We start from the raw sequence: 22,443 nt of genomic DNA, 5'->3' as shown, positions 1-22,443 counted from the left end.
AAAAAATGCACATTTTAATAAAAAAATTATTTTTTAAATATCATTAAACTGAATGAATATAATTAAAAAATAATAAAGTTTATAATAATAAATTATTTATCTATCATTATTTCAAAATCACAACGAAAGTATTTTATTATACTTTGTAACGGTTCTATGGCTCCTGGTGCATGTGCGCACACAGTTTTTCCAGGTGATAATACCGTACATAATTCTTCTAAAGAAGCAATATCTTCTTTTTTTCCTTTTCCGTTAATAAATTTATGTAATATTTTTACGACCCAAGGTAATCCATCTCGACATGGAGTACATAAACCACATGATTCTCTTGCAAAGAATTTTTCTAAATTATATAGTATAAAAACCATATTAAAACTATCATTAACCGCCATACACAAAGCAGTTCCTAATCTACTACCTATTTTTTTTACCGAATCAAAATCCATAGCTACATCTAAATGTTTTTCCAATAAAAAATCTGTACTTGCTCCTCCTGGCTGCCAAGATTTTAATAATTGATTACTTTTTCCTTTTACTCCATTTGCATAATCTTCTAATATTTCACGTGCTGTAATGCCAAACGGTAATTCCCATAAACCAGGATTATTTACATGACCAGAAAAACCCATTAATTTAGTTCCAGAACTATGACCTTTATAGGATAAATTCGCATACCAATCTGGACCATGTAATATAATTGCTGGAACATTGGATAATGTTTCAACATTATTAACACAAGTAGGATTTCCCCATAATCCAATTAATGCTGGAAATGGAGGTTTTAATCGTGGATTAGCTCTATTACCTTCCAATGAATTAATTAAAGCTGTTTCCTCTCCACAAATATACCTACCTGCTCCACTATGTAAAAAAATATTTAAACTAAAGTTACTTCCTAGTATCTTTTTTCCTAAATAACCACAATCATAAGCTTCATTTAATGCTTTATTTAAACATTCTTCTGATTTTAAATATTCACCTCTTAAAAAAATATAAGATTGAGTTGCTTTTATAGCAAAAGCGCTAATAATAATTCCTTCTATTAATAAATGAGGTAATCTTTCTATTAAAAATTTATCTTTATAAGTTCCAGGTTCCATTTCATCGGCATTGCATATAAGATATCGCGGTTGTGCTAGATTGTGACTAGACGATATTAAATTAACAGGAGGAAGCAAACTCCACTTAATTCCAGTTAAAAAACCCCCTCCACCTCTTCCTTTTAATCCAGATTGTTTTACTATATTAATGATTTCTTCAGGAGACATTTCATTTGTAAAAATTTTTTCTAAAGCTACATAACCATTTTTTCTTTTATATTCTTTTATCCATATAGTTCTATTATTATTCTCTACTCTCCATGTTAAAGGGTGAGTTTCCGCATTACGACACTTTTGTTTCATTTATATTTATCCAATATTGTAATAATTGATTTTTCATTGACATTATAATAAATATCTTTATTAATCATTACTACGGGTGATTTATCACAACTACCCAAACAACAAATTGGTAAAAAAGTAAATAATTTGTCATTAGTAGTGCACCCTTTTTTTATTTTTAAATGATGAATAATTGCTTTTTCAATCGGATCATAACCGGTAATATAACAAACAATACTATCGCATAATCTAATAATATATTTACCTACTGGTTTACGGAAAATTTGACTATAAAAAGTAGCTATACTTTCTACATCTGATGATGAAATATTTAAAATAATAGATATCTCTTGAATACCCCAATCTGGAATCCATCCTAATCTTTCTTGTAAAATTTTTAACGCATCTATAACTGCTGCTCTAGAATTTTCATAATTTTTTTTAATGTTATTTATTTTAATAATTTCGTAATCAAGTAGCTGTTGTTTCATAGTATTATCTTCATAAAAATTTTTAATGAATAAATAAAATATTTTTGTATGCTATCTATCAACATCTGACATAACAAAATCAATACTACCTAAATATGTTATTAAATCGGTAAGTGTTTGACCTCTAATTACTGAAGGAATTTGTTGTAAATGTGGAAAACTTGGAGTTCTAATACGAGTACGATAACTCATAGATCCATGATCACTAATTACATAGTAACTATTAATACCTTTTGTTGCTTCAATCATTTGAAAAGATTCATTAGCAGGAATGACAGTTCCCCATGAAACTTGCAAAAAATGTGTAATCATAGTTTCAATATTATGCAAAACTTCTTTTTTTAATGGAGGGGTAGTCATAGGATGATCTGATTTAAATAATCCTTCTGGCATATTGTTTAGACATTGTTTTAAAATTTTAATACTTTCAAAAATTTCCTCAACACGAAGCATGACTCTAGAATAACAATCACTAACCCCTCCTCCAACCGGAACATTAAAATCAAACTGTTCATAACCAGAATACGGACGCCATTTTCTGACATCAAAATTAACGCCAGTAGCTCTTAAATTAGCTCCAGTTACCCCCCAATTTAAAGCTTCTTTCATATTATAACAAGCTATATTTTTAGATCGAGATATTAAAATTGTATTTTTTAATGAAGACTGAATATATACTTTTAATCTTTTTGGGATCCAATTAATTATTTCGCTTAACGCTTCCCGCCAACCTTTTGGAAGATCTTGTGCTACTCCTCCAATTCTAAACCAAGCTGGATGCATTCGAGCTCCAGTAATTAATTCAATTAAATTGTATATTTTTTGACGGTCAGTAAATGCTAAAAATACCGGAGTCATTCCTCCTACATCTTGAATAAAAGTAGAAATATATAATAAATGACTATTTATTCGAAATAATTCAGACAGCATTATTCTAATAAATTTCGCACGATCAGGAATTGTAATACCTATCATTTTTTCTAACGCTAATACATATGGCATTTCATTAACACATCCTCCTAAATATTCTATTCGATCAGTATACGGAATGTAACTATGCCAGGATTGTCTTTCAGCCATTTTTTCTGCACCGCGATGGTGATAACCAATATCAGGAACACAATCTAAAATTTTTTCTCCTTTTAGTTGTAATATAATACGAAAAGCACCATGAGAAGATGGATGATTCGGTCCTAAATTTAAAAACATAAAATCTGAATTATTATCAGATTTTTTCATTCCCCATTTTTCGGGTCGAAATTTTAAATCTTCCATCAATATTTTTTCTTTTTTTTCATTCAAAGAAAACATGTCACTTTCTGTGGCTCGCGCAGGATAATCTTTACGTAAAGGATGCCCTTTCCAATACTGAGGCATAATTATTCGTGTTAAATTAGGATGTCCTAAAAAAACTATACCAAACATATCCCATACTTCTCTTTCATACCAATTAGCATTACAAAAAATATGAACAATTGAATCAATAGTTAAATCTGCTTCTAATAAAGGAACTTTTAAAATTATGTCTTGATTTCTTTCTATTGAAATAAAATGATAAACCACCGAAAAATCGCATTCTATAATGTGCTTTTTAAATTTTCTTACTCTTTCGTCAACAGAATGTAAATCAAATAACATTGAATAAGGTTGTGTTATTTTTTTTAAAAATAAAACAATTTCTAATAATTTTGTTTTATTAATCCAAAGAATTGGATATTCAATACAAGTTTTTTGAATATGAAATTCTTTTTTATCAAACTTACTATAGAGTTGATTAATAATCAAATTATTCTGAATATCTTTATAATATACAAATTGATCTTCAATTACTTCATTCGATTTATTTTTCATGAACTAGTCACAATATTTTATTAAGTTGTATTTTTTTTTGAATTATATAAAAAATATTTTTTTATTTTTTTAAATATGTATAAATATTTTAAATAGAATTATATTCTTTTTGCTTTGTTCTTATTTTGTTTTTTTTTTCTTTTTCAGAAATTATTTTTGATTTATAAATATTTTGATCACCTATTATCCACGATAATGGGCGTTTTTCCTGATCTATAGATTGTTGTAATAAAGTCAAAGCTTGGATGTATGCTTCTGGTCGAGGAGGGCATCCAGGAATATACACATCTACTGGTAAAAATTTATCAACTCCTTGAACAACAGAATAAATATCATACATTCCTCCAGAATTAGCACAAGCGCCCATTGATATTACCCATTTTGGAGATAGCATTTGATCATATAGGCGTTTAATAATAGGTGCCATTTTTATAAATGGAGTACCAGCTATTACCATAAAATCAGCTTGTCTAGGAGAAGATCGCAGTACTTCTGAACCAAAACGAGAAACATCATGAACAGAAGTAAAAGCAGAAACCATTTCAACATAACAACAAGATAAACCAAAATTATATGGCCATAAAGAATTTTTTCTTCCCCAACTAACTAATTTATGTAAAACCGATGAAAGTTTTCCCATAAATACCCAATCTTGTATTTTCTTATTTTCATACGAACTATTTGTTTTTATTTTATTATATAAATTATTATCTGGAGCATGAGAATTAATTTTTGTTAATATATATTTCATAGTTTAATCCTATTATCAAATAATCTTTCTAAAATGTTTCAAATATTAATATTTAATATTATCTTACAATGATCATTCGAATACTTCATTTCTAACTAAATAAAATAAGCTAATTAATAGTGTTATTATAAAACAAAATGTTTTTATCAAGCCATATAAACCTAAACTCTTAACACATATAGACCATGTATATAAGTAAAGAGATTCTACATCAAACAAAACAAAAAAAATTGCTATTAAATAAAACTTAATAGAAAATTTTAAATCAGTTGTTCCTAAACCGATTACTCCAGATTCAAAAGGAAAATTTTTATTTTTAGATACACATTGTTCTCCTAAAAAATAACTAATTAATAATATTATACTGCATAAAACAAATGCAGTAATACAATATAAAAAGAATGTAATTTGATGAATATTAGAAAAAATTGTGCAAATAAAATTTGTTACCATAATTTATCCTCTCTTTTTATTACAAAAGATATATATTCAAAATTTAACGATTTAATAAAATAGTTATAACAATTAATTATTTTTTTTTGAATACATGTATATATTTATATCATTTTTTTTAAAAATATAAATAAAAAGTATTTAATATTATAATATTATTATAGTTTTGAAAAAAAAATAAATATATTAAAATATAAAATTATATATATATAAATTTATAAAAATGTAAAAAAAAAAAAAAAAAAATAATTTTTTTTATAAAAAAATCTTTTATTAGTACAATATAAAGTGTTTTAAATTTTAAAATTATTTTTATTTTCAATTATTTATTATATATTTTACTTTTAGGACTTGATGACAACAGAAACAACCCCCATTTAATTGATATCTAGTAACATATATAAAAATTTTAAAATTAACATAAAATATGTTATATCAAAAAAATTTTTTAACGTATTTTAAAATATAGATAGTATTACAATAAATTTTTTATCAAATATTTAATAATAAATTAGGAGTTATTCACAATGGGAAAAATAATAGGAATTGATTTAGGGACTACTAATTCTTGTGTTGCTATTATGGATGGAACAAAAACACGAGTTTTAGAGAATGCAGAAGGTGACCGTACAACACCATCAATCATAGCATATACAAAAGAAGGCGAAATATTAGTAGGGCAACCGGCTAAACGTCAAGCTATTACCAATCCAAAAAATACTTTGTTTGCTATTAAAAGACTCATTGGTAGAAGATTTCAAGACGAGGAAGTGCAAAGAGACATAGAAATTATGCCTTATAAAATAGTTCGTTCAGAAAATGGAGATGCATGGATAAAAATAAAAAACCAAAGTATAGCACCTCCTCAAATATCAGCTGAAGTATTAAAAAAAATGAAAAAAACAGCAGAAGATTATTTAGGAGAAACAGTAACAGAAGCTGTTATAACAGTTCCTGCTTATTTTAATGACGCTCAAAGACAAGCAACTAAAGATGCTGGAAAAATAGCAGGGTTAGAAGTTAAAAGAATAATTAATGAACCTACAGCAGCTGCATTAGCATATGGTTTAGACAAAGGAAAAGGAAATAGAACGATAGCCGTATATGACTTAGGAGGTGGTACTTTTGATATTTCTATCATAGAAATAGATGAAGTTGATAAAGAAAAAACTTTTGAAGTACTGTCAACTAATGGAGATACCCATCTGGGGGGTGAAGATTTTGATAGTAGAATAATCAACTATTTAGTTTCAGAATTTAAAAAAGAACAAATAATTGATTTAAGAAATGACCCATTAGCTATGCAAAGATTAAAAGAAGCTGCTGAAAAAGCTAAAATTGAACTATCATCAACACAACAAACAGAAGTAAACTTACCATATATTACAGCAGATGCAACAGGCCCTAAACACTTAAATATTAAAGTAACAAGAAAAAAATTAGAATCTTTAGTTGAAGACTTAATATCTAAATCTATTAAACCATTAGAAGTAGCTTTAAAAGATGCTAAATTATCAGTATCAGATATTAATGATGTTATTCTAGTAGGCGGACAAACTCGTATGCCTATGGTACAAAAAAAAGTAGCAGCATTTTTTGGAAAAGAACCTAGAAAAGATGTAAACCCAGATGAAGCAGTAGCTGTAGGAGCAGCAGTTCAAGGTGGGGTATTATCTGGAGATGTTAAAGACGTACTATTATTAGATGTTACACCTTTGTCCTTAGGAATTGAAACTATGGGAGGAATTATGACTCCTTTAATTATTAAAAATACAACAATTCCAACTAAACATAGTCAAATTTTTTCTACTGCAGAAGATAATCAATCTGCTGTTACAATACATGTACTACAAGGAGAAAGAAAAAGATCTAAAGATAATAAATCTCTTGGACAATTTAATCTAGATGGTATACAACCGGCTCCACGAGGAATGGCTCAAATTGAAGTTACGTTTGATATCGATGCAGATGGTATCTTGCATGTATCAGCAAAAGATAAAAATACTGGAAAAGAACAAAAAATTACTATTAAAGCGTCATCAGGATTAAACGAAGAAGAAATAAAAAAAATGATTCAAGATGCAGAAGAAAATTCTGCTGCTGATCGAAAATTTGAAGAATTAGTACAAATAAGAAATCAAGGTGATCAAATATCGCATAGCACAAAAAAACAACTAAAAGAACAATCAAATACTATTAGTAATGAAATTAAAGAAAAAATAGAACAAGCTCTCTCAAAATTAGACCAATCATTAAAAGAAGAGAATAAAGATAATATTGAAAAAAATATTCAATCTGTCGTACAACTTACTTCCGCTTTAATACAAAAACCTGATCAAAACAAAGATAATAATGCTGCAAAAAACATGAATCAATCTACATCAAAAAAACCAGATGATGTTGTTGATGCTGAATTTGAAGAAATAAATGAACCAAAAAAATAACATTGTATAAAAACACGATTCAGATTTAAAATAAAAACTACTAATTCAACATAATATAAATATAGTCATTCTAAATAAAATACATTATACGGGCGTTAGATTTTTATAACATCCTTCTGCGCCCGAATTATATTATGCAATTTAAAAAGTAGGATAAGTAATAATGATAAAAAAAGATTATTATCAAATTTTAGGCGTGGAAAAAACATCTAATGAAAGAGAAATAAAACGCGCTTATAAACGTTTAGCAATGAAATATCATCCAGATCGTAATCAAGGCGATAAGAAAGCAGAAAAAAAATTTAAAGAAATTAAAGAAGCATATGAAATTTTAAATAATAGTAAGAAAAGATCTGCATATGATCAATATGGACATTCAGCATTTGAACAAGGTAATAATTCTAGTAGTTCTTTTACTAGTAGTTTTAGTACTAGTTCAGATTTTGGTGACATATTTGGTGAAGTATTTGGAGATATTTTTGGAAGCAATAGTAGACAAAGAGAATCTAGGGGATCAGATTTACAATATAATATGGAATTATCATTAGAAGAAGCTGTAAAAGGAGCAACAAAAGAAATTGTAATTCCTACTTTCCAAAAATGTACTACATGTTCAGGAAGCGGAACTAAACAAAATAATAAACCAACTGAATGTTTTCAATGTCATGGAAGTGGGCAAATACAAATGAGAAGAGGATTTTTTAGTGTTCAACAGACTTGTTCTCATTGTCATGGAAAAGGAATAATTATAAAAAATCCATGTACTTTTTGTTACGGGAAAGGAAGAATAAAAAAAAATAAAACTTTATCCATTAAAATCCCTGCAGGTATAGATACAAATGATAAAATTAGACTTCATAATGAAGGAGAAGCAGGAGAATATAATAGCCCTTCAGGAGATTTATATATTCAATTTAAAGTAAAAAAACATCCTATATTTGAAAGAGAAGATAATCATTTACATTGTGAAGTACCTATTAATTTTACTATGGCAGCATTGGGTGGTGAAATAGAAGTCCCTACTTTAGATGGAAAATTAAAAATTAAAGTTCCTGAAGAAACACAGTCAGGAAAAATTTTTCGTATTCGAGGAAAAGGAGTAAAATCTATCAGGAATCGGTACCATGGAGACTTGCTATGTAAAGTAGTAGTAGAAACTCCTGTTAAATTAAATAGTCATCAAAAGAACCTTTTATTCCAACTAGGAAATAGTTTAGGAGGGGCAAAAGGAGAAGCTAATAGCCCTAAATCAAAACGATTTTTTGATGGAGTAAAACGATTTTTTGATGATTTAACTAAATAAAGTATGATATATAGTATTGCTTGTCTGTTGTAATATTACAGACGCAATACTTTTTTGCTATATATTTAGAAAAATAAATAATGTGCATATAAAAAATAAAAAAAATTTTTTTTAATAAAGAACGCTAATAATTCATATTTTTAATATTTTTCAACAAATTAGATTTATATCTAGCCGCTTTATTCTTATGAATTAAACCTTGCATTGCACATCTATCTATTACTGGTTGCATTTTTTTAAATGCAATTGTAGCATTTTCTTTATTCTTAGTAATAACCGCAAGATGCACTTTTTTAATTAAAGTTTTTAACATTGATTTTTTACTGGTATTTCTTAATTTTCTTTTTCTAGATTTAATAATATCTTTCTGAGAAGATTTAATATTTGCCATAAACTTATCCTATTACAATCAACATAAATATTTATTTTTTAATTAACTATATATTATAACAAATTATTATAATATAAAAAATATAATTAAAATATTTATAATAATAAAAAATAATTTTTAAAATATTTATAATAATTATTGAATTTATACTTAACTAAAACTAATATACGATCATATTATATATATGCAAATTATTAATAATTTACTAAATTTTAAAAAAATTACAAGTAACACTGTGATTACAATAGGAAATTTTGATGGAATGCATTTAGGACATCAAAATTTAATACACAAATTAAATTTAATTAAAACAAAAAATAAATTTAAAACAGTAGTTATTTTATTCACACCTCATCCTGTAGAATTTTTGGGTACCGCTAAACCTATATTTTTTAGAATAAATTCCGTAGAAGAAAAAATAGATTTTTTAAAAAAATACAAAATTGATTTTATCGTGTTAATTAAATTTAATCATTTTTTTGCCTCTTTAAAACCCAATGATTTTATTAATATCTTTTTAATAAAAAAGTTAAATATGAAGTGTTTAATTGTAGGCGATGACTTTCATTTTGGATTTCGTCGATCTGGAAATCTAACACTATTAAAAAATAAAGCAAAAAAAAATAATTTTAAAATTTTAACTGAAAATTCTATTATTAGAGATAACATACGTATTAGCAGTACAAAAATTAGAGAACTTATTATTCAAGGTGATTTAAAAAAAGCAGAAAATTTTTTAGGACATCCTTTTACTATTTCTGGTAAAGTAGAACATGGAATTCAAAAAGGAAGAAAAATTGGATTTCCTACTGCTAACGTTAATTTACACTCTAGTCTTCAAATAATTAACGGAGTATATGCTGTCAAAATTTTTATTTTTGATTGTAAAAAAAAATTTTTTGGCATAGCAAACATTGGTATATGTCCTACTTTTAAAAAAAAAAATATAAAATTAGAAGTGCATATTCCTGATATTTTTATCAATTTATATGAAAAAAAAATTAAAGTTATTTTCATAAAAAAAATTAGAAAAGAAAAAAAATTTAATTCAATTAATGATTTAATAATACAAATTAAAAAAGATGTTAATTTAGCAAAAAAAATTTTTTTATCTTATACATTATAACAAATAACTACACAAAAATAAAAAAACAACAATATGCATAATTATAAAAATACTTTAAACCTTCCCTTCACTAAATTTTCTATGCGAGGTTTTTTAACAAAAAAAGAACCTAAAATTTTAGAAAAGTGGGAAAAAAAAAATTTATATTCTATTATTAGAAACAAAAAAAAAGCAAATCCGTCATTTATTTTACAAGATGGACCTCCTTATGCAAATGGAAATATTCATTTAGGACATGCTGTTAACAAAATTTTAAAAGATATTGTTATTAAATCAAAAAATATGTCTAATTTTGATGCCCCATTTGATCCTTGCTGGGATTGCCATGGTCTTCCAATTGAACATCAAGTAGAAAAAATACTAAAAAAAGAAAAAAAAAATATTTCAAAAGATGATTTTCGTAAAATATGTGCAAAATATGCAAAAAAACAAGTAGCAATACAAAAAAAAGACTTTATTAAATTAGGAATATTAGCTAATTGGGATAATCCTTATTTAACTATGGACAAAAAAAACGAATCAAATACAATAAAATCTTTATCTCAATTTATTAAAAATAAATATATTTATCAAGGTTTTCGACCGGTACATTGGTGTATTGATTGTAATTCAGCATTAGCAGATACTGAATTAGAATATGTTCAAACAACTTCTCCTTCAATTACAGTATTATTTCAAATTAAAAATACTGATATTTTATTAAAAAAATATAACTTTCTACCAACAAAAAATAAAAAAATATTTGCTGTAGTTTGGACAACAACACCTTGGACTCTACCGTCAAATCAAGCAATTTCTGTGCATCCTAATTTAAATTATCAATTAGTTGAAACATTAAAATATCGATTTATTATAGAAAAAAATACTGTTAAAGAATTATTAAATAAAATAAATATAAAAAAATGGATTGTTAATGGAGAAATCAAAGGAGTAGATCTCGAATATATAAAATTTATACATCCTTTTTTAAAAATTACAGTTCCTATGATTTTAAATAAGAATATTGAAAAAAATACTGGAACAGGAATTGTACATATTGCTCCAGATCATGGTTATGATGATTATATCATCGCTCAGAAATACAATATAAAAATAAAAAATTTAGTAAACGAACACGGTTTATTTGTTATTAATACTCATCCTTTATTAGATAATATAAATGTTTTTAAAGCTAATAGCATTATTATTGAAATATTATCAAAAACTAATAATTTAATTTTATCTGAATCTATTCAACATTCATATCCATGTTGCTGGAGACATAAAACAAAAATTATTTTTAGAGCTACTCCTCAATGGTTTATCAAAATAAATGATTCAAAATTACAAGATCAAGCAAAATTAAGTATTGATAAATCAGAATGGTGTCCAAATTGGGGGAAAAATAGAACATTGAATTTGTTGTCTCAACGACCTGATTGGTGTATATCGCGACAAAGAACTTGGGGGGTTCCTATCCCTATTTTTATCCATAAAAAAACAAAAGAAATGCATCCTAATACTTTAAATTTATTAGATCAAATATCTGAAGAAGTTAAAAAGCAAGGAATTGAATTTTGGTGGAACCTAAAAAAAGAAAATTTATTAAAAGAAGATTCTAAAGATTATATAAAAGTATTAGATATATTAGATGTATGGTTTGAATCAGGATCTATTCATATAAAAGATATATATCCGAAAAAAAATAAATTTAATAATCAAAAAGCTGATTTATGTATAGAAGGATCTGATCAATATCGAGGTTGGTTTATGTCCTCACTCATTGTCTCTAGTATTAATTCTTCTTCTAATTTTTTCAAAAAAATTATATCACATGGTTTTACTATAGATGATCAGGGAAAAAAAATGTCAAAATCATTAGGTAATATTATCAGTCCTAACACTATTGTAAATACAATGGGTGCTGATATATTACGTTTATGGGTGGCATCTACTGATTATTCTAAAGATATTGTAATTTCTGATATAATCTTAAAACAAATTTGCGAAAGTTATCGTAAAATTCGTAATACTATACGATTTTTAATTGCAAATTTATATGATTTTTGTCCTAAAAAACATTTTATTAATAAAGACAAATCATTAGAGATAGATAAATGGATCATCAATCTAACTAAAGAAACACAAAAAAAAATTATTAATTTTTACGAAAATTATCAATTTCATAACGTTACAGCTACGATTATACATTTTTGTTCAATAGAAATAAGTTCATTTTATTTAGATATTACTAAAGATAGATTGTACACTTCCCATAAAAAAAGTTTAATCAGAAAAAGCGCTCAAACTGCAATTTACTTAATATTACAAACATTAGTAAGATGGATTTCACCAATATTATCTTTTACCGCTGATGAAATATGGGATTTTGTTTCAAAAAAAGATAACGATTCTATTTTTACTAAATCATGGTTTACAGAACTGTATTCATATCCTAAAAATAATACCATTACTATTAAATCATGGAATATAATCATTCAAATTAGAAATGAAATTAATAAAATATTAGAAATATATCGAGAAAAAAAAATCATACATAATTCATTAGAATCTCATGTTTTAATTTACGTTAATTGCGAATTATATAAAATATTAAATGTAGTTAAGCGAGAATTAAAATTTATATTTCTTGTTTCTAAAGTAAACATCTATGAATATAGTTTAGCACCAAAAAATATTGATAAAAATAAAAAAATTAACCAAATGAAATTAGTTATAAAAAAAATAGTAGGATTAAAATGCCCAAGATGTTGGCATTATTATACAAATAAAATAATTGATACTATTAATTTTACTCAACCCTTAGACTTGTTATGTCAAAGATGTAGTAATACAATCAATAATTTACATGAAAGGCGTCAATTTTTTTAATGCAAAAAAATAATATAACAAAAACATTATTATACGTATGCATCGTTTTTATTATCATAATTTGTGATGTAATAACGAAAATATGGATCATAAACCACTTTAATTTATATGAAAAAAAAAAAATATTTTATTTTTTAAATTTTTTATATATTAAAAACTATGGATCAGCATTAGGATTAATATCTAACTACGAAGAATGGCAATCTTATTTACTTTCTATTGTTAATTTATGTATTATTATAAAAATAATAAAATTAATACATACTGCTATTTTAAATAAAACATATAAAAACAATATCCTGTATTGTTTAATTCTAGGAGGAGCTATTAGTAATGTACTAAATAGAATATATTTTGGATATATTATAGATTTCATTGATATCGATATTAAAAAATTACATTGTCCAACTTTTAATATAGCGGATACAAGCATTTTTTTAGGTATATGTATATTAATTTTACGTTCTATAAAATAGATAATATATTCAACAAAAAAGATGATTTTTTATTATTAACTATAAAATTTTATCTTATAAAAAAATTGAATATAAAAACATATTTTTATAAATTATTTCACCAAAAAAGGATTAAAAAAGGTATGATTAAAAATATAAATATAGCCATAGTAGGAGCATTAGGAAAAATAGGTACATTATTAACGCAAACAATTCAACAAACTAATGATTGTACATTAATAGCTTCTATTATTACAAAAAAACAACAATTTAACGATGAAAAAAATAATTTCAACGTATTTAGTTGTCTATCTCAAGCTATTAAAAATAATGATATTGATGTTATTATTGATTTTAGTACTCCTAAATCTACAATGGAACAAATCATAATTTGTCAAAAATTTAAAAAAAACATGGTGATAGGTACTACTGGTTTTAGCTCACAACAAAAAAAAATCATAATGGAAGCTTCAAAAAATATTGGGATAGTACATTCCGCTAATTTTAGTATAGGAATAAATTTAATGCATACACTGTTAAAAAAAACAGCAAAAATGATTGGAAATAATACTGATATTGAAATCATAGAATATCATCATAGAAATAAGAAAGATACCCCTTCAGGAACCGCTCTTTATTTAGGGAATACAATTTGCAATACTCTTAATTGGAATTTAGAAAAAAGTGCTATATATAGAAAAAAAGAAATAACTAATGGAAGAAAAAATAATACAATTGGATTTTCTAGTATCAGAGCTGGAAATATAATTGGTGAACATAAAGTTATATTTGTTAATGAATCAGAATCAATTGAAATTACTCATAAAGCAATGAATAGATTACCCTTTGTTAAAGGAGCAATTCAAGCAGCAAAATGGATTTTAAATAAAAAAAATGGATTATTTGATATGCATGATGTATTAAAATAATAATTTTTTTTAAACATAAAAAACATATATAAAATTTGATATAAAAAAATAAAATAATGAGAAATTCAATTTATAGGGATAAAATAATTTGAATAAAAAAGCGGTATTAGTATTAGAAAATGGAATGATTTTTCACGGCTATTCTATTGGCATTAATGGATCAATTATAGGTGAAATAGTATTCAATACATCTATGACAGGATATCAAGAGATATTAAGTGATCCATCGTATTCTAATCAAATTATTACATTTACATTCCCACAAATAGGTAATACTGGAATTAATAAAAATGATCAAGAATCAGATCGTGTTCACGCAAAAGGTATTATTATTCATACATTAACTAAAATATCCAGTAATCAAAGAAGTACGAATAGTCTACAAAATTATCTTATTCAAAATAAAATAATCGGTATTACCGGAATTGATACAAGAAAAATAACACATATATTGAGAAGGTTAGGATCTCAAAAAGGTTGTATTTTTACTGAACATCAAGAGGATTATTATTCTGCTTACAAAAAAATAAAAAAATTTTCAGGAATAGAATATCTGGATCTTGCTCGAATAGTATCTACAAAAAAATCTTATTTTTTTGTAAAAAATACACAAATTAATAATTCTTTTATTAAAGAAAAGAAATTTAATGTCATTGTTTACGATTTTGGAGTTAAAAAAAGTATATTAAAAATATTATCCCAAAAAAATTGTTCTGTTAATATTGTTCCAGCAGAAATGCCGTTCGAAGAAATTATTAAAATATATAAAAAAAATAAAAAAAGAATAGATGGAATAATTCTTTCAAATGGACCAGGAGATCCTAGACCGTGTACATATGCAATTAAAAACATCAAAAAAATTATAATAAAAAAAATACCTATTTTAGGAATATGTTTAGGTCATCAATTACTTGCATTAGCGAATGGCGCTAACATAAAAAAAATGAAATATGGACATCATGGATCTAACCATCCAGTAAAAGATCTTATTAATAATCAAGTCATCATTACAGCTCAAAATCATAATTTTACTATAGATTCAAAAAATCTTCCAAATAATATTAAAATTACACATGTTTCATTATTTGATAAAAGTATACAGGGAATAACTCTAAAAAATACTCCAGCATTAGGATTCCAAGGTCATCCAGAATCTAACCCAGGACCAGAAGATTCTTCTTATATATTTAATATTTTTATTGAAAAAATGAAAATATTAAATTAATAAAACACTATTTACAAGAGAAAAATATGCCAAAAAGAAATGATATTCATTCTATTTTAATTTTAGGTTCAGGTCCTATTGTCATAGGACAAGCGTGTGAATTCGATTACTCTGGAGTGCAAGCATGTAAAGCATTAAGAGAAGAAAATTATAAAATTATTTTAGTGAATTCTAATCCTGCTACGATTATGACTGATCCAGATATAGCAGATATTACATATATTGAACCTATAAATTGGAAAATTTTATCAAAAATTATAGAAAAAGAGCGTCCAGAAGCTATACTTGCTACAATGGGAGGGCAAACTGCATTAAATTGTGTTTTAGACCTTGATAGAAACAATGTTTTAAAAAAATTTAATGTAGAAATACTAGGTTCTAGTATTACATCTATTAATAAAGCAGAAAATAGATGTTTATTTGAAGAATCTATGAAAAAAATTAATTTACATACTGCACAATCAGGTTTAGCGTATAGCATTCAAGATGCATTACAAATAATAAAAAAAATTAAGTTTCCATGTATAATTCGTCCTTCTTTTACTATGGGTGGAAGTGGAGGGGGAGTGGCTTACAATTATGACGAATTTATTAATATCTGTAATGAAGGATTACAACTTTCCTCTAATAAAGAATTATTAATTAATGAATCTTTAATTGGATGGAAAGAATTTGAAATGGAAGTATTACAAGATATAAACAACAATTTTATCGTAGTATGTTCTATAGAAAATTTTGATCCTATGGGGATTCATACAGGAGATTCTATTACAATTGCTCCATCACAAACTTTAACAGATAAAGAATATCAAAAAATGCGTAATGCATCAAGAATGATACTAAACGAAATTGGAATAAAAACAGGAGGAGCAAATGTTCAATTCGCTATTAATCCTAAAAACGGAAAAATGATAGTTATTGAAATGAATCCCAGAGTTTCTCGCTCTTCTGCATTAGCATCAAAAGCAACTGGATTTCCTATTGCAAAAATTGCAGCAAAACTCGCTATTGGATATACTCTTGATGAATTAAAAAATGATATTACGAACAACATGACACCAGCTTCTTTTGAACCATCTATTGATTATATTGTAACAAAGATACCAAGATTTAATTTTGAAAAATTTCATGGATGTAATAACAGACTCACTACTCAAATGAAATCAGTGGGAGAAGTTATGGCAATTGGTTCAACTTTTCAAGAATCTATACAGAAAGCAATATGCAGTTTAGAAATTAATGAATATGGATTCAATTCAAAAATTGATAATATTCTATGTAACAAAGACATAATTAAAAAAATTGAATATGAATTAAAAGAACCAGGTTCTGATCGATTATGGTTTATTGCTGATGCTTTTCGTAATGGTATATCATTAGAAAAAATTCATAAACTGACTTATATTGACAAATGGTTTTTATATGAAATTAAAGACCTAATAGAAACAGAAGAAAAAATAAAAAAAAACAACATTGAAAATATTAATATTCATTTTTTTAAAACTATCAAAAAAAAAGGATTTTCTGATATTCGAATTGCTGAATTAATTAATTCAGACCAAGAAACCGTGCGAAAAAAAAGAAATAATTTTCATTTACATCCTATATTTAAACGAATCGATACATGTGCAGCTGAATTTGAAACAAAAACAGCTTATATGTATTCTACATGGAATGGTAGTGAATGCGAATCAAATCCTACTAAAAATTTTAGAAAAAAAGTATTAATATTAGGAAGTGGCCCTAATCGAATTGGACAAGGAATCGAGTTTGATTATTGTTGTGTACATGCATCATTTGAGTTACAAAAAATTGGATTTGAAACTATAATGATAAATTGTAATCCAGAAACAGTTTCCACTGATTACGATACATCCAATAGATTATATTTTGAACCCATTACATTAGAAAATATTTTAGAAATTATTCGTATAGAGCAACCATATGGAGTAATTATCCAATATGGAGGTCAAACACCATTAAAACTCGCAAAATCACTACATAAAGAAAATATTAAAATTTTAGGAACTAGCCCCAACGCAATTGATAAAGCAGAAAATAGAAATAGATTTCAAAAAATAGTAAAAGAATTAAAATTGATACAACCTTATAATAAAACAGTAAATACATTATATCAAGCAAACATAGCTGCAAAAAATATTGGTTATCCACTGATGGCTAGACCTTCTTATGTTTTAGGAGGGCGTAGTATGGAAATACTACATAATACAAAGGAACTAAATCAATACTTTAAAAAAAATATGCAAATAAATAACAATATTTCTAATAATTCTATATTGTTAGATCAATATTTAGATAATGCAACTGAAATAGATGTAGATGCTGTATGTGATGGAGAAAATGTATTAATAGGAGGTATTATGGAACATATTGAACAAGCTGGAATTCATTCTGGAGATTCCGCTTGCTCTCTACCAACTTATACTATTTCTGATATTATTAAAGAAAAAATACGAGAACAAACAAAGAGGTTAGCTTTAAAAATAGGAGTTATCGGATTAATTAATATTCAATTTGCTATAAAAAACAGTAAAATTTTTATTTTAGAAGTAAATCCTCGAGCTTCGCGAACAATTCCTTTTATAGCCAAATCGACCGGCATTTCATTAGCAAAAATTGCAGCAAACATTATAGTTGGTAATAGTTTAAAACAACAAAATTATGACAATATAAATGAATTTATTCCTCTTTTCTTTTCTATAAAAGAAGCAATTTTACCCTTTAATAAATTTTCTGGTATTAATCCAATTTTAGGACCTGAAATGCGATCGACTGGAGAGACTATGGGTATTGGATTTACTTTTTCAGAAGCTTTTGCTAAATCAATGTTAGGAGCTCAAATTAAAGTCAAAAAAAATAAAAAAGTTTTGTTATCAGTTAAAAATGAAGATAAAAAAAATGTTATTAATCTTGCTATGCATCTTATTAAAATCGGATTTAAAATTGATGCAACTACAGGAACTAAAGATGCTTTAAAAAAAGCAGGAATTACATCAAAATTAGTACATAAAATACAATCTGGACGTCCAAATATTGAAGATCAATTAAAAAACAAAGAATACAGTTATATTGTTCATACTACTTCGTTTTCTAATATCAATAAAAATAAAAAAAATACAATTTTAAATCATGCTATGCGTTATAAAATACATTTCGATACAACTTTAAATGCAGCATTCGCTACAGTCATGGCTTTAAGTATTAACCCAACAAAAACAGTAAATAATATACAACTACTACATAAAAAATATATAAAAGCATACAAAAAAAATAATTATAACAATGCATAATATGCATATCTAAAATAACAATATTTTACTAATAATAAAAGGGTTGAGAAAAAATTTTTTTATCTTCCCATCTTAATAAAGTTAAATTCTTTCCCCAACAACACCCAGTATCTAATGGAAAAAACCTTTTTGGGGTTCCTTTTCCATTTAAAGCCGACCAATGACCAAAAATAAAGGAATATTCTTTTGGAATAGCATGATGCATCTCAAACCAAGGTATTAACTTAATATTATTATTTTTAAATAATTTATTCGGAGGTAATTTTTCTTTCATATTCAATGATCCATTTAGTTCACAATACCTCATTCTTGTTAAAGAATTAATAGTAAAATAAAACTTTTGAATATTATTTGCATCGCTATTCCAATAATTATTTTTAATATTAGCTATACTATTAAAATAATTTATATATTGATCGCTATTAATAATTTTTGTTGCTTCATAAGCATATTCTTGAGCAATTTTTAAGCTCCAATTAGGATAAACTCCTGCATGTGATAAAATAAATTTATGACGATAATCAATTCTTAATAAAGGTTGTTGACGCATCCACATAATAAGATCATGACTTTCTTTTTCTTGAAAAAAAGAAATCATATCACTGTTCATATTTTTTATATTTTGTTGATTAAGATATGAAGTAATCAAATGTAAGTCATGATTACCTAATACTAGTTTTAGAGAATCTCCTAAAGAAAATAAATATTTTACTACCTCAAAAGATTTAGGTCCTCTTGATACAAGATCTCCAGTAGACCATAATTGGTCATTTTGCTTATTAAATTGTACTTTTTTTAATAACAATTGTAATTGATCAAAACAACCATGAATATCTCCTATAAAATAAATCGACATGATTCCTTCCTAAAATAAAAAAATTTGAATGATTTTTCAATATTTTATCATAATATTTCTTATGAATCTAAGTATTGCGCTAAACGACAATAATCTACTACTGATAAATTTTGAGGTCTAAGTAAAGGATCAATATGTAATTTACATAAAGTATTAGCAGAGAATAGATTAGACAAACTATTTTTTATATATTTTCTTCTTTCAGAAAATGCAGTTTTAGTTACTAAATTAAGCATTTTTATATTAACTTTTGGGTATTGTTTTTTTTTTTTTTTTAATCGTATAAAATACGATTTTACTTTCGGAACAGGAAAAAAAGAATTAGCATCCACAATAAATAATGGTTTAATGTCACAATAATATTGCATGATAACAGAAATACGACTATAAAAATGAGTTCCTGGAGATGCAAAAAATCTGCATGCTACTTCATATTGTAGCATAAAATGCATATCATATACGATTTTTATCGTATCTAATAATACAAAAATTAATTTAGTAGCAATGTTATAAGGAAGATTACCAATAATGCGTATTAACTTATTTTTATTTAAATTTAATAAATTAAAGTAATTAAAATATAATGCATTTGCATTAATAAATTTAACAGAATAATTCGCAAGCTTTTTTTTTAATATATTTATCATACGCATGTCGATTTCAATTACTGCTATATTTTTAACTATATTACAAATTGGTATAGTCAATGCACCCAAACCAGGACCTATTTCTAAAAAAAAATGTTTTTTATGAGGTGTTAGACAAGTCATTATTTTTTGTATAACACTCAGATCTAATAAAAAATTTTGACTAAAATCTTTATTAGGAAAAACGTTTTCTATCATTTTTAGTTTTATATTTTTCATAAAATAAATTTAATTTTTAATAGTATCAAAATTTATAGAATATAATTTATTAAAAATTTTATTAAAATTCATTACTATAATTCTATCGCAATAAATAAAAATGCATTTTTAAAAAAAAATAACTTTATTCATAATATGTATGTAATTTTATAAAATTATTATATAGTAAAGCTATATATTTCATATACATTTTTATAATAAAAATTTAAATAAAATTAAACAAAAACATTCTTTTATAAAAAAATTTTTATTAATTAAATTACAATTAAAATAATAAATAATTTTTATGATATTATAATAATTAATTTTTTTATTAAAAATATTAAAATAAAATTTATTAATTTTTTAATATTAAAAATAAAAAATATTTCTTTAATAAATAAAAAAAAAATTTATGGAATCTTGGTTATTATTTTTAAAAAAACAACCGATAGAATATGCTCTAATCTTAGTAGGTATTACATCTTTTATAGCATCTTTACCAATTATCGGTTTATTATTTCCTAGTATTGTTTTAATGACAGGGGTAGGTATTTTAATAGGAGATAGACAATTAAATGTATATTTTGCATGGATATCTGGCATAGCAGGTTGTTTATTAGGAGATTGGATTTCTTATTATGTAGGATGGAAATGCAAAAATTGGTTAAGTAACTTATTTTTATTAAAAAAATATTATTCTATATTTGAATTTACTAAAAAAGCGCTGCATAAATATAGTCATTTTACTATATTAATGGGGAGATTTATTGGTCCTACAAGACCAATTGTACCAATTATCGCTGGAATGTTGCAACTTCCAATATCAAAATTTTTTTTACCTAATATTATTGCATGCATATTTTGGCCTATATTATATTTTATACCAGGTATTTGCGCAGGAATAGCTATTAATACTCCAGAATTAATAGAACAAAATGATTATTTCAAAATAATAATAATCTTTATTATATTAATTAATTGCTTCGGAGTATGGTTGTTATGGAGAGGGTGGAAAGCATATAAATATAATATAATGTTATTTTCAATATCTTATAAAAAATTATTTTTTTTTGCTTTTATAATGCTTTGTGCTGGAATTATAAGTTTGATACTTATTCAATTTCATCCTAAAATGTACATATTTAGGCAATCATTACATAAAATATTTCTTATGATATAAGATATATATTTAAATATATATATTAATTATATATTATCGGCACGAGAGGATTTGAACCTCTGACTTCTGCCACCCCATGACAGCGCGCTACCAAGCTGCGCCACGTGCCGAAAATTATAGTTATATATATTTTTTATATTATTAAAAAATATAATAAAATTATATAAAAATATTTTTTATATATAAAAAATTAATTAAATATTTTTATTTTAATATAAAATCAATATGTAAAAATTTTTTTTTAAAAGGATGTTTTTGTATATCTTTGATTTTAGCTATATAATGTAATTTTTCATTTAATCTTATACTAATTTTATTAAAATCAAATTTATTATTTTCGTATATTTTTAAAAAAATATTATGATCAATAGATATATATATCGGTTGTATATTTTTTCCATATATAATCGCTGGAAATTTATTATTATTTCTTAAACAACGACTAGAACTCTTACCAACTTTTATACGATTTTCTGCAATAACAGTTAACATAGTTTATCCATAAATAGTATTTAAAATTATTTATATAAAATAAACATAAAACAATCAAATAAATTTAAATATAAATTAATAATT

General features: G+C 24.9%; 18 protein-coding genes and 1 tRNA gene. 9 read left to right on the top strand and 10 right to left on the bottom strand.

Annotated features, from left to right (window positions below; all coding sequences use genetic code 11):
- Window positions 1-92 precede the first annotated feature (92 nt).
- The 5 genes from nuoF to AB4W61_RS00650 form a co-directional block, all read right to left on the bottom strand.
- A complete protein-coding gene (gene nuoF / locus AB4W61_RS00670; protein ID WP_367679061.1) occupies window positions 93-1,403 on the bottom strand; it encodes an NADH-quinone oxidoreductase subunit NuoF in 1,311 nt (436 codons plus the stop codon).
- On the bottom strand, window positions 1,400-1,873 hold the full coding sequence (nuoE, locus tag AB4W61_RS00665; RefSeq protein WP_367679060.1) for an NADH-quinone oxidoreductase subunit NuoE: 474 nt from the start codon (window positions 1,871-1,873) through the stop codon (window positions 1,400-1,402). The genes nuoF and nuoE overlap by 4 nt, the downstream gene beginning before the upstream one ends.
- 51 nt (window positions 1,874-1,924) lie before the next feature.
- Complete coding sequence (gene nuoC / locus AB4W61_RS00660) at window positions 1,925-3,724, bottom strand: NADH-quinone oxidoreductase subunit C/D (RefSeq protein ID WP_367679059.1); 1,800 nt, start codon at window positions 3,722-3,724, stop codon at window positions 1,925-1,927.
- 88 nt (window positions 3,725-3,812) lie between these two features.
- Window positions 3,813-4,475, bottom strand: coding sequence for an NADH-quinone oxidoreductase subunit B (locus AB4W61_RS00655; protein ID WP_367679058.1), 663 nt, complete (start codon window positions 4,473-4,475; stop codon window positions 3,813-3,815).
- A gap of 72 nt (window positions 4,476-4,547) precedes the next feature.
- Window positions 4,548-4,928: an NADH-quinone oxidoreductase subunit A gene (locus AB4W61_RS00650; RefSeq protein ID WP_367679057.1), complete on the bottom strand. Its 381-nt coding sequence runs from the start codon at window positions 4,926-4,928 to the stop codon at window positions 4,548-4,550.
- Window positions 4,929-5,455: 527 nt separating this feature from the next.
- Between AB4W61_RS00650 and dnaK the strand changes: the two genes are divergently transcribed.
- Both dnaK and dnaJ read left to right on the top strand, forming a co-directional pair.
- Entirely contained in the window at window positions 5,456-7,372 is a 1,917-nt protein-coding gene (gene dnaK, locus AB4W61_RS00645; protein ID WP_367679056.1) for a molecular chaperone DnaK, read from the top strand.
- A gap of 163 nt (window positions 7,373-7,535) precedes the next feature.
- Window positions 7,536-8,675, top strand: a complete 1,140-nt coding sequence (gene dnaJ, locus AB4W61_RS00640; RefSeq protein ID WP_367679055.1) for a molecular chaperone DnaJ — start codon at window positions 7,536-7,538, stop codon at window positions 8,673-8,675.
- Between the two features lie 124 nt (window positions 8,676-8,799).
- On the opposite strand, the gene rpsT is transcribed toward dnaJ, so the two are convergent.
- Window positions 8,800-9,066: a 30S ribosomal protein S20 gene (rpsT, locus tag AB4W61_RS00635; protein ID WP_367679054.1), complete on the bottom strand. Its 267-nt coding sequence runs from the start codon at window positions 9,064-9,066 to the stop codon at window positions 8,800-8,802.
- A gap of 184 nt (window positions 9,067-9,250) precedes the next feature.
- Here rpsT and ribF point away from each other — a divergent pair, with 184 nt between their 5' ends.
- The 6 genes from ribF (at window position 9,251) to carB (ending at window position 18,983) form a co-directional block, all read left to right on the top strand.
- Window positions 9,251-10,192: a bifunctional riboflavin kinase/FAD synthetase gene (gene ribF / locus AB4W61_RS00630; RefSeq protein ID WP_367679053.1), complete on the top strand. Its 942-nt coding sequence runs from the start codon at window positions 9,251-9,253 to the stop codon at window positions 10,190-10,192.
- A 33-nt stretch (window positions 10,193-10,225) separates the two neighbouring features.
- Window positions 10,226-13,063 (top strand): isoleucine--tRNA ligase, encoded by a 2,838-nt coding sequence (gene ileS / locus AB4W61_RS00625; RefSeq protein ID WP_367679052.1) that lies wholly within the window; start codon window positions 10,226-10,228, stop codon window positions 13,061-13,063.
- Window positions 13,063-13,539: a signal peptidase II gene (lspA, locus tag AB4W61_RS00620; protein ID WP_367679051.1), complete on the top strand. Its 477-nt coding sequence runs from the start codon at window positions 13,063-13,065 to the stop codon at window positions 13,537-13,539. The genes ileS and lspA overlap by 1 nt, the downstream gene beginning before the upstream one ends.
- 122 nt (window positions 13,540-13,661) lie before the next feature.
- Complete coding sequence (gene dapB / locus AB4W61_RS00615) at window positions 13,662-14,447, top strand: 4-hydroxy-tetrahydrodipicolinate reductase (protein WP_367679050.1); 786 nt, start codon at window positions 13,662-13,664, stop codon at window positions 14,445-14,447.
- 88 nt (window positions 14,448-14,535) lie between these two features.
- Entirely contained in the window at window positions 14,536-15,672 is a 1,137-nt protein-coding gene (gene carA, locus AB4W61_RS00610) for a glutamine-hydrolyzing carbamoyl-phosphate synthase small subunit (RefSeq protein WP_367679049.1), read from the top strand.
- Window positions 15,673-15,698: 26 nt separating this feature from the next.
- Window positions 15,699-18,983: a carbamoyl-phosphate synthase large subunit gene (gene carB / locus AB4W61_RS00605; protein ID WP_367679048.1), complete on the top strand. Its 3,285-nt coding sequence runs from the start codon at window positions 15,699-15,701 to the stop codon at window positions 18,981-18,983.
- A 28-nt stretch (window positions 18,984-19,011) separates the two neighbouring features.
- Here carB and AB4W61_RS00600 read toward each other — a convergent pair whose 3' ends face one another.
- Both AB4W61_RS00600 and rsmA read right to left on the bottom strand, forming a co-directional pair.
- Window positions 19,012-19,839 carry a symmetrical bis(5'-nucleosyl)-tetraphosphatase gene (locus AB4W61_RS00600; RefSeq protein WP_367679047.1) on the bottom strand — a complete coding sequence of 276 codons (828 nt, stop codon included), beginning with the start codon at window positions 19,837-19,839 and terminating at the stop codon, window positions 19,012-19,014.
- 59 nt (window positions 19,840-19,898) lie between these two features.
- Complete coding sequence (rsmA, locus tag AB4W61_RS00595; protein WP_367679046.1) at window positions 19,899-20,705, bottom strand: 16S rRNA (adenine(1518)-N(6)/adenine(1519)-N(6))-dimethyltransferase RsmA; 807 nt, start codon at window positions 20,703-20,705, stop codon at window positions 19,899-19,901.
- Window positions 20,706-21,099: 394 nt separating this feature from the next.
- On the opposite strand from rsmA, the gene AB4W61_RS00590 reads away from it, so the two are divergent.
- Window positions 21,100-21,867 (top strand): DedA family protein, encoded by a 768-nt coding sequence (locus AB4W61_RS00590; protein WP_367679045.1) that lies wholly within the window; start codon window positions 21,100-21,102, stop codon window positions 21,865-21,867.
- A gap of 36 nt (window positions 21,868-21,903) precedes the next feature.
- On the opposite strand, the gene AB4W61_RS00585 is transcribed toward AB4W61_RS00590, so the two are convergent.
- Both AB4W61_RS00585 and rplY read right to left on the bottom strand, forming a co-directional pair.
- Window positions 21,904-21,977, bottom strand: a tRNA-Pro gene (locus tag AB4W61_RS00585).
- A 94-nt stretch (window positions 21,978-22,071) separates the two neighbouring features.
- Window positions 22,072-22,359 carry a 50S ribosomal protein L25 gene (gene rplY, locus AB4W61_RS00580; RefSeq protein ID WP_367679044.1) on the bottom strand — a complete coding sequence of 96 codons (288 nt, stop codon included), beginning with the start codon at window positions 22,357-22,359 and terminating at the stop codon, window positions 22,072-22,074.
- Window positions 22,360-22,443 lie beyond the last annotated feature (84 nt).

Origin of the sequence: Buchnera aphidicola (Thelaxes suberi), from assembly GCF_964059005.1 — a bacterium.
GTDB classification, from domain to species: domain Bacteria; phylum Pseudomonadota; class Gammaproteobacteria; order Enterobacterales; family Enterobacteriaceae; genus Buchnera_I; species Buchnera_I aphidicola_C.
The sequence above is the reverse complement of the archived record's forward strand: the minus strand, read 5'-3'. Positions and strand labels throughout refer to the sequence as shown.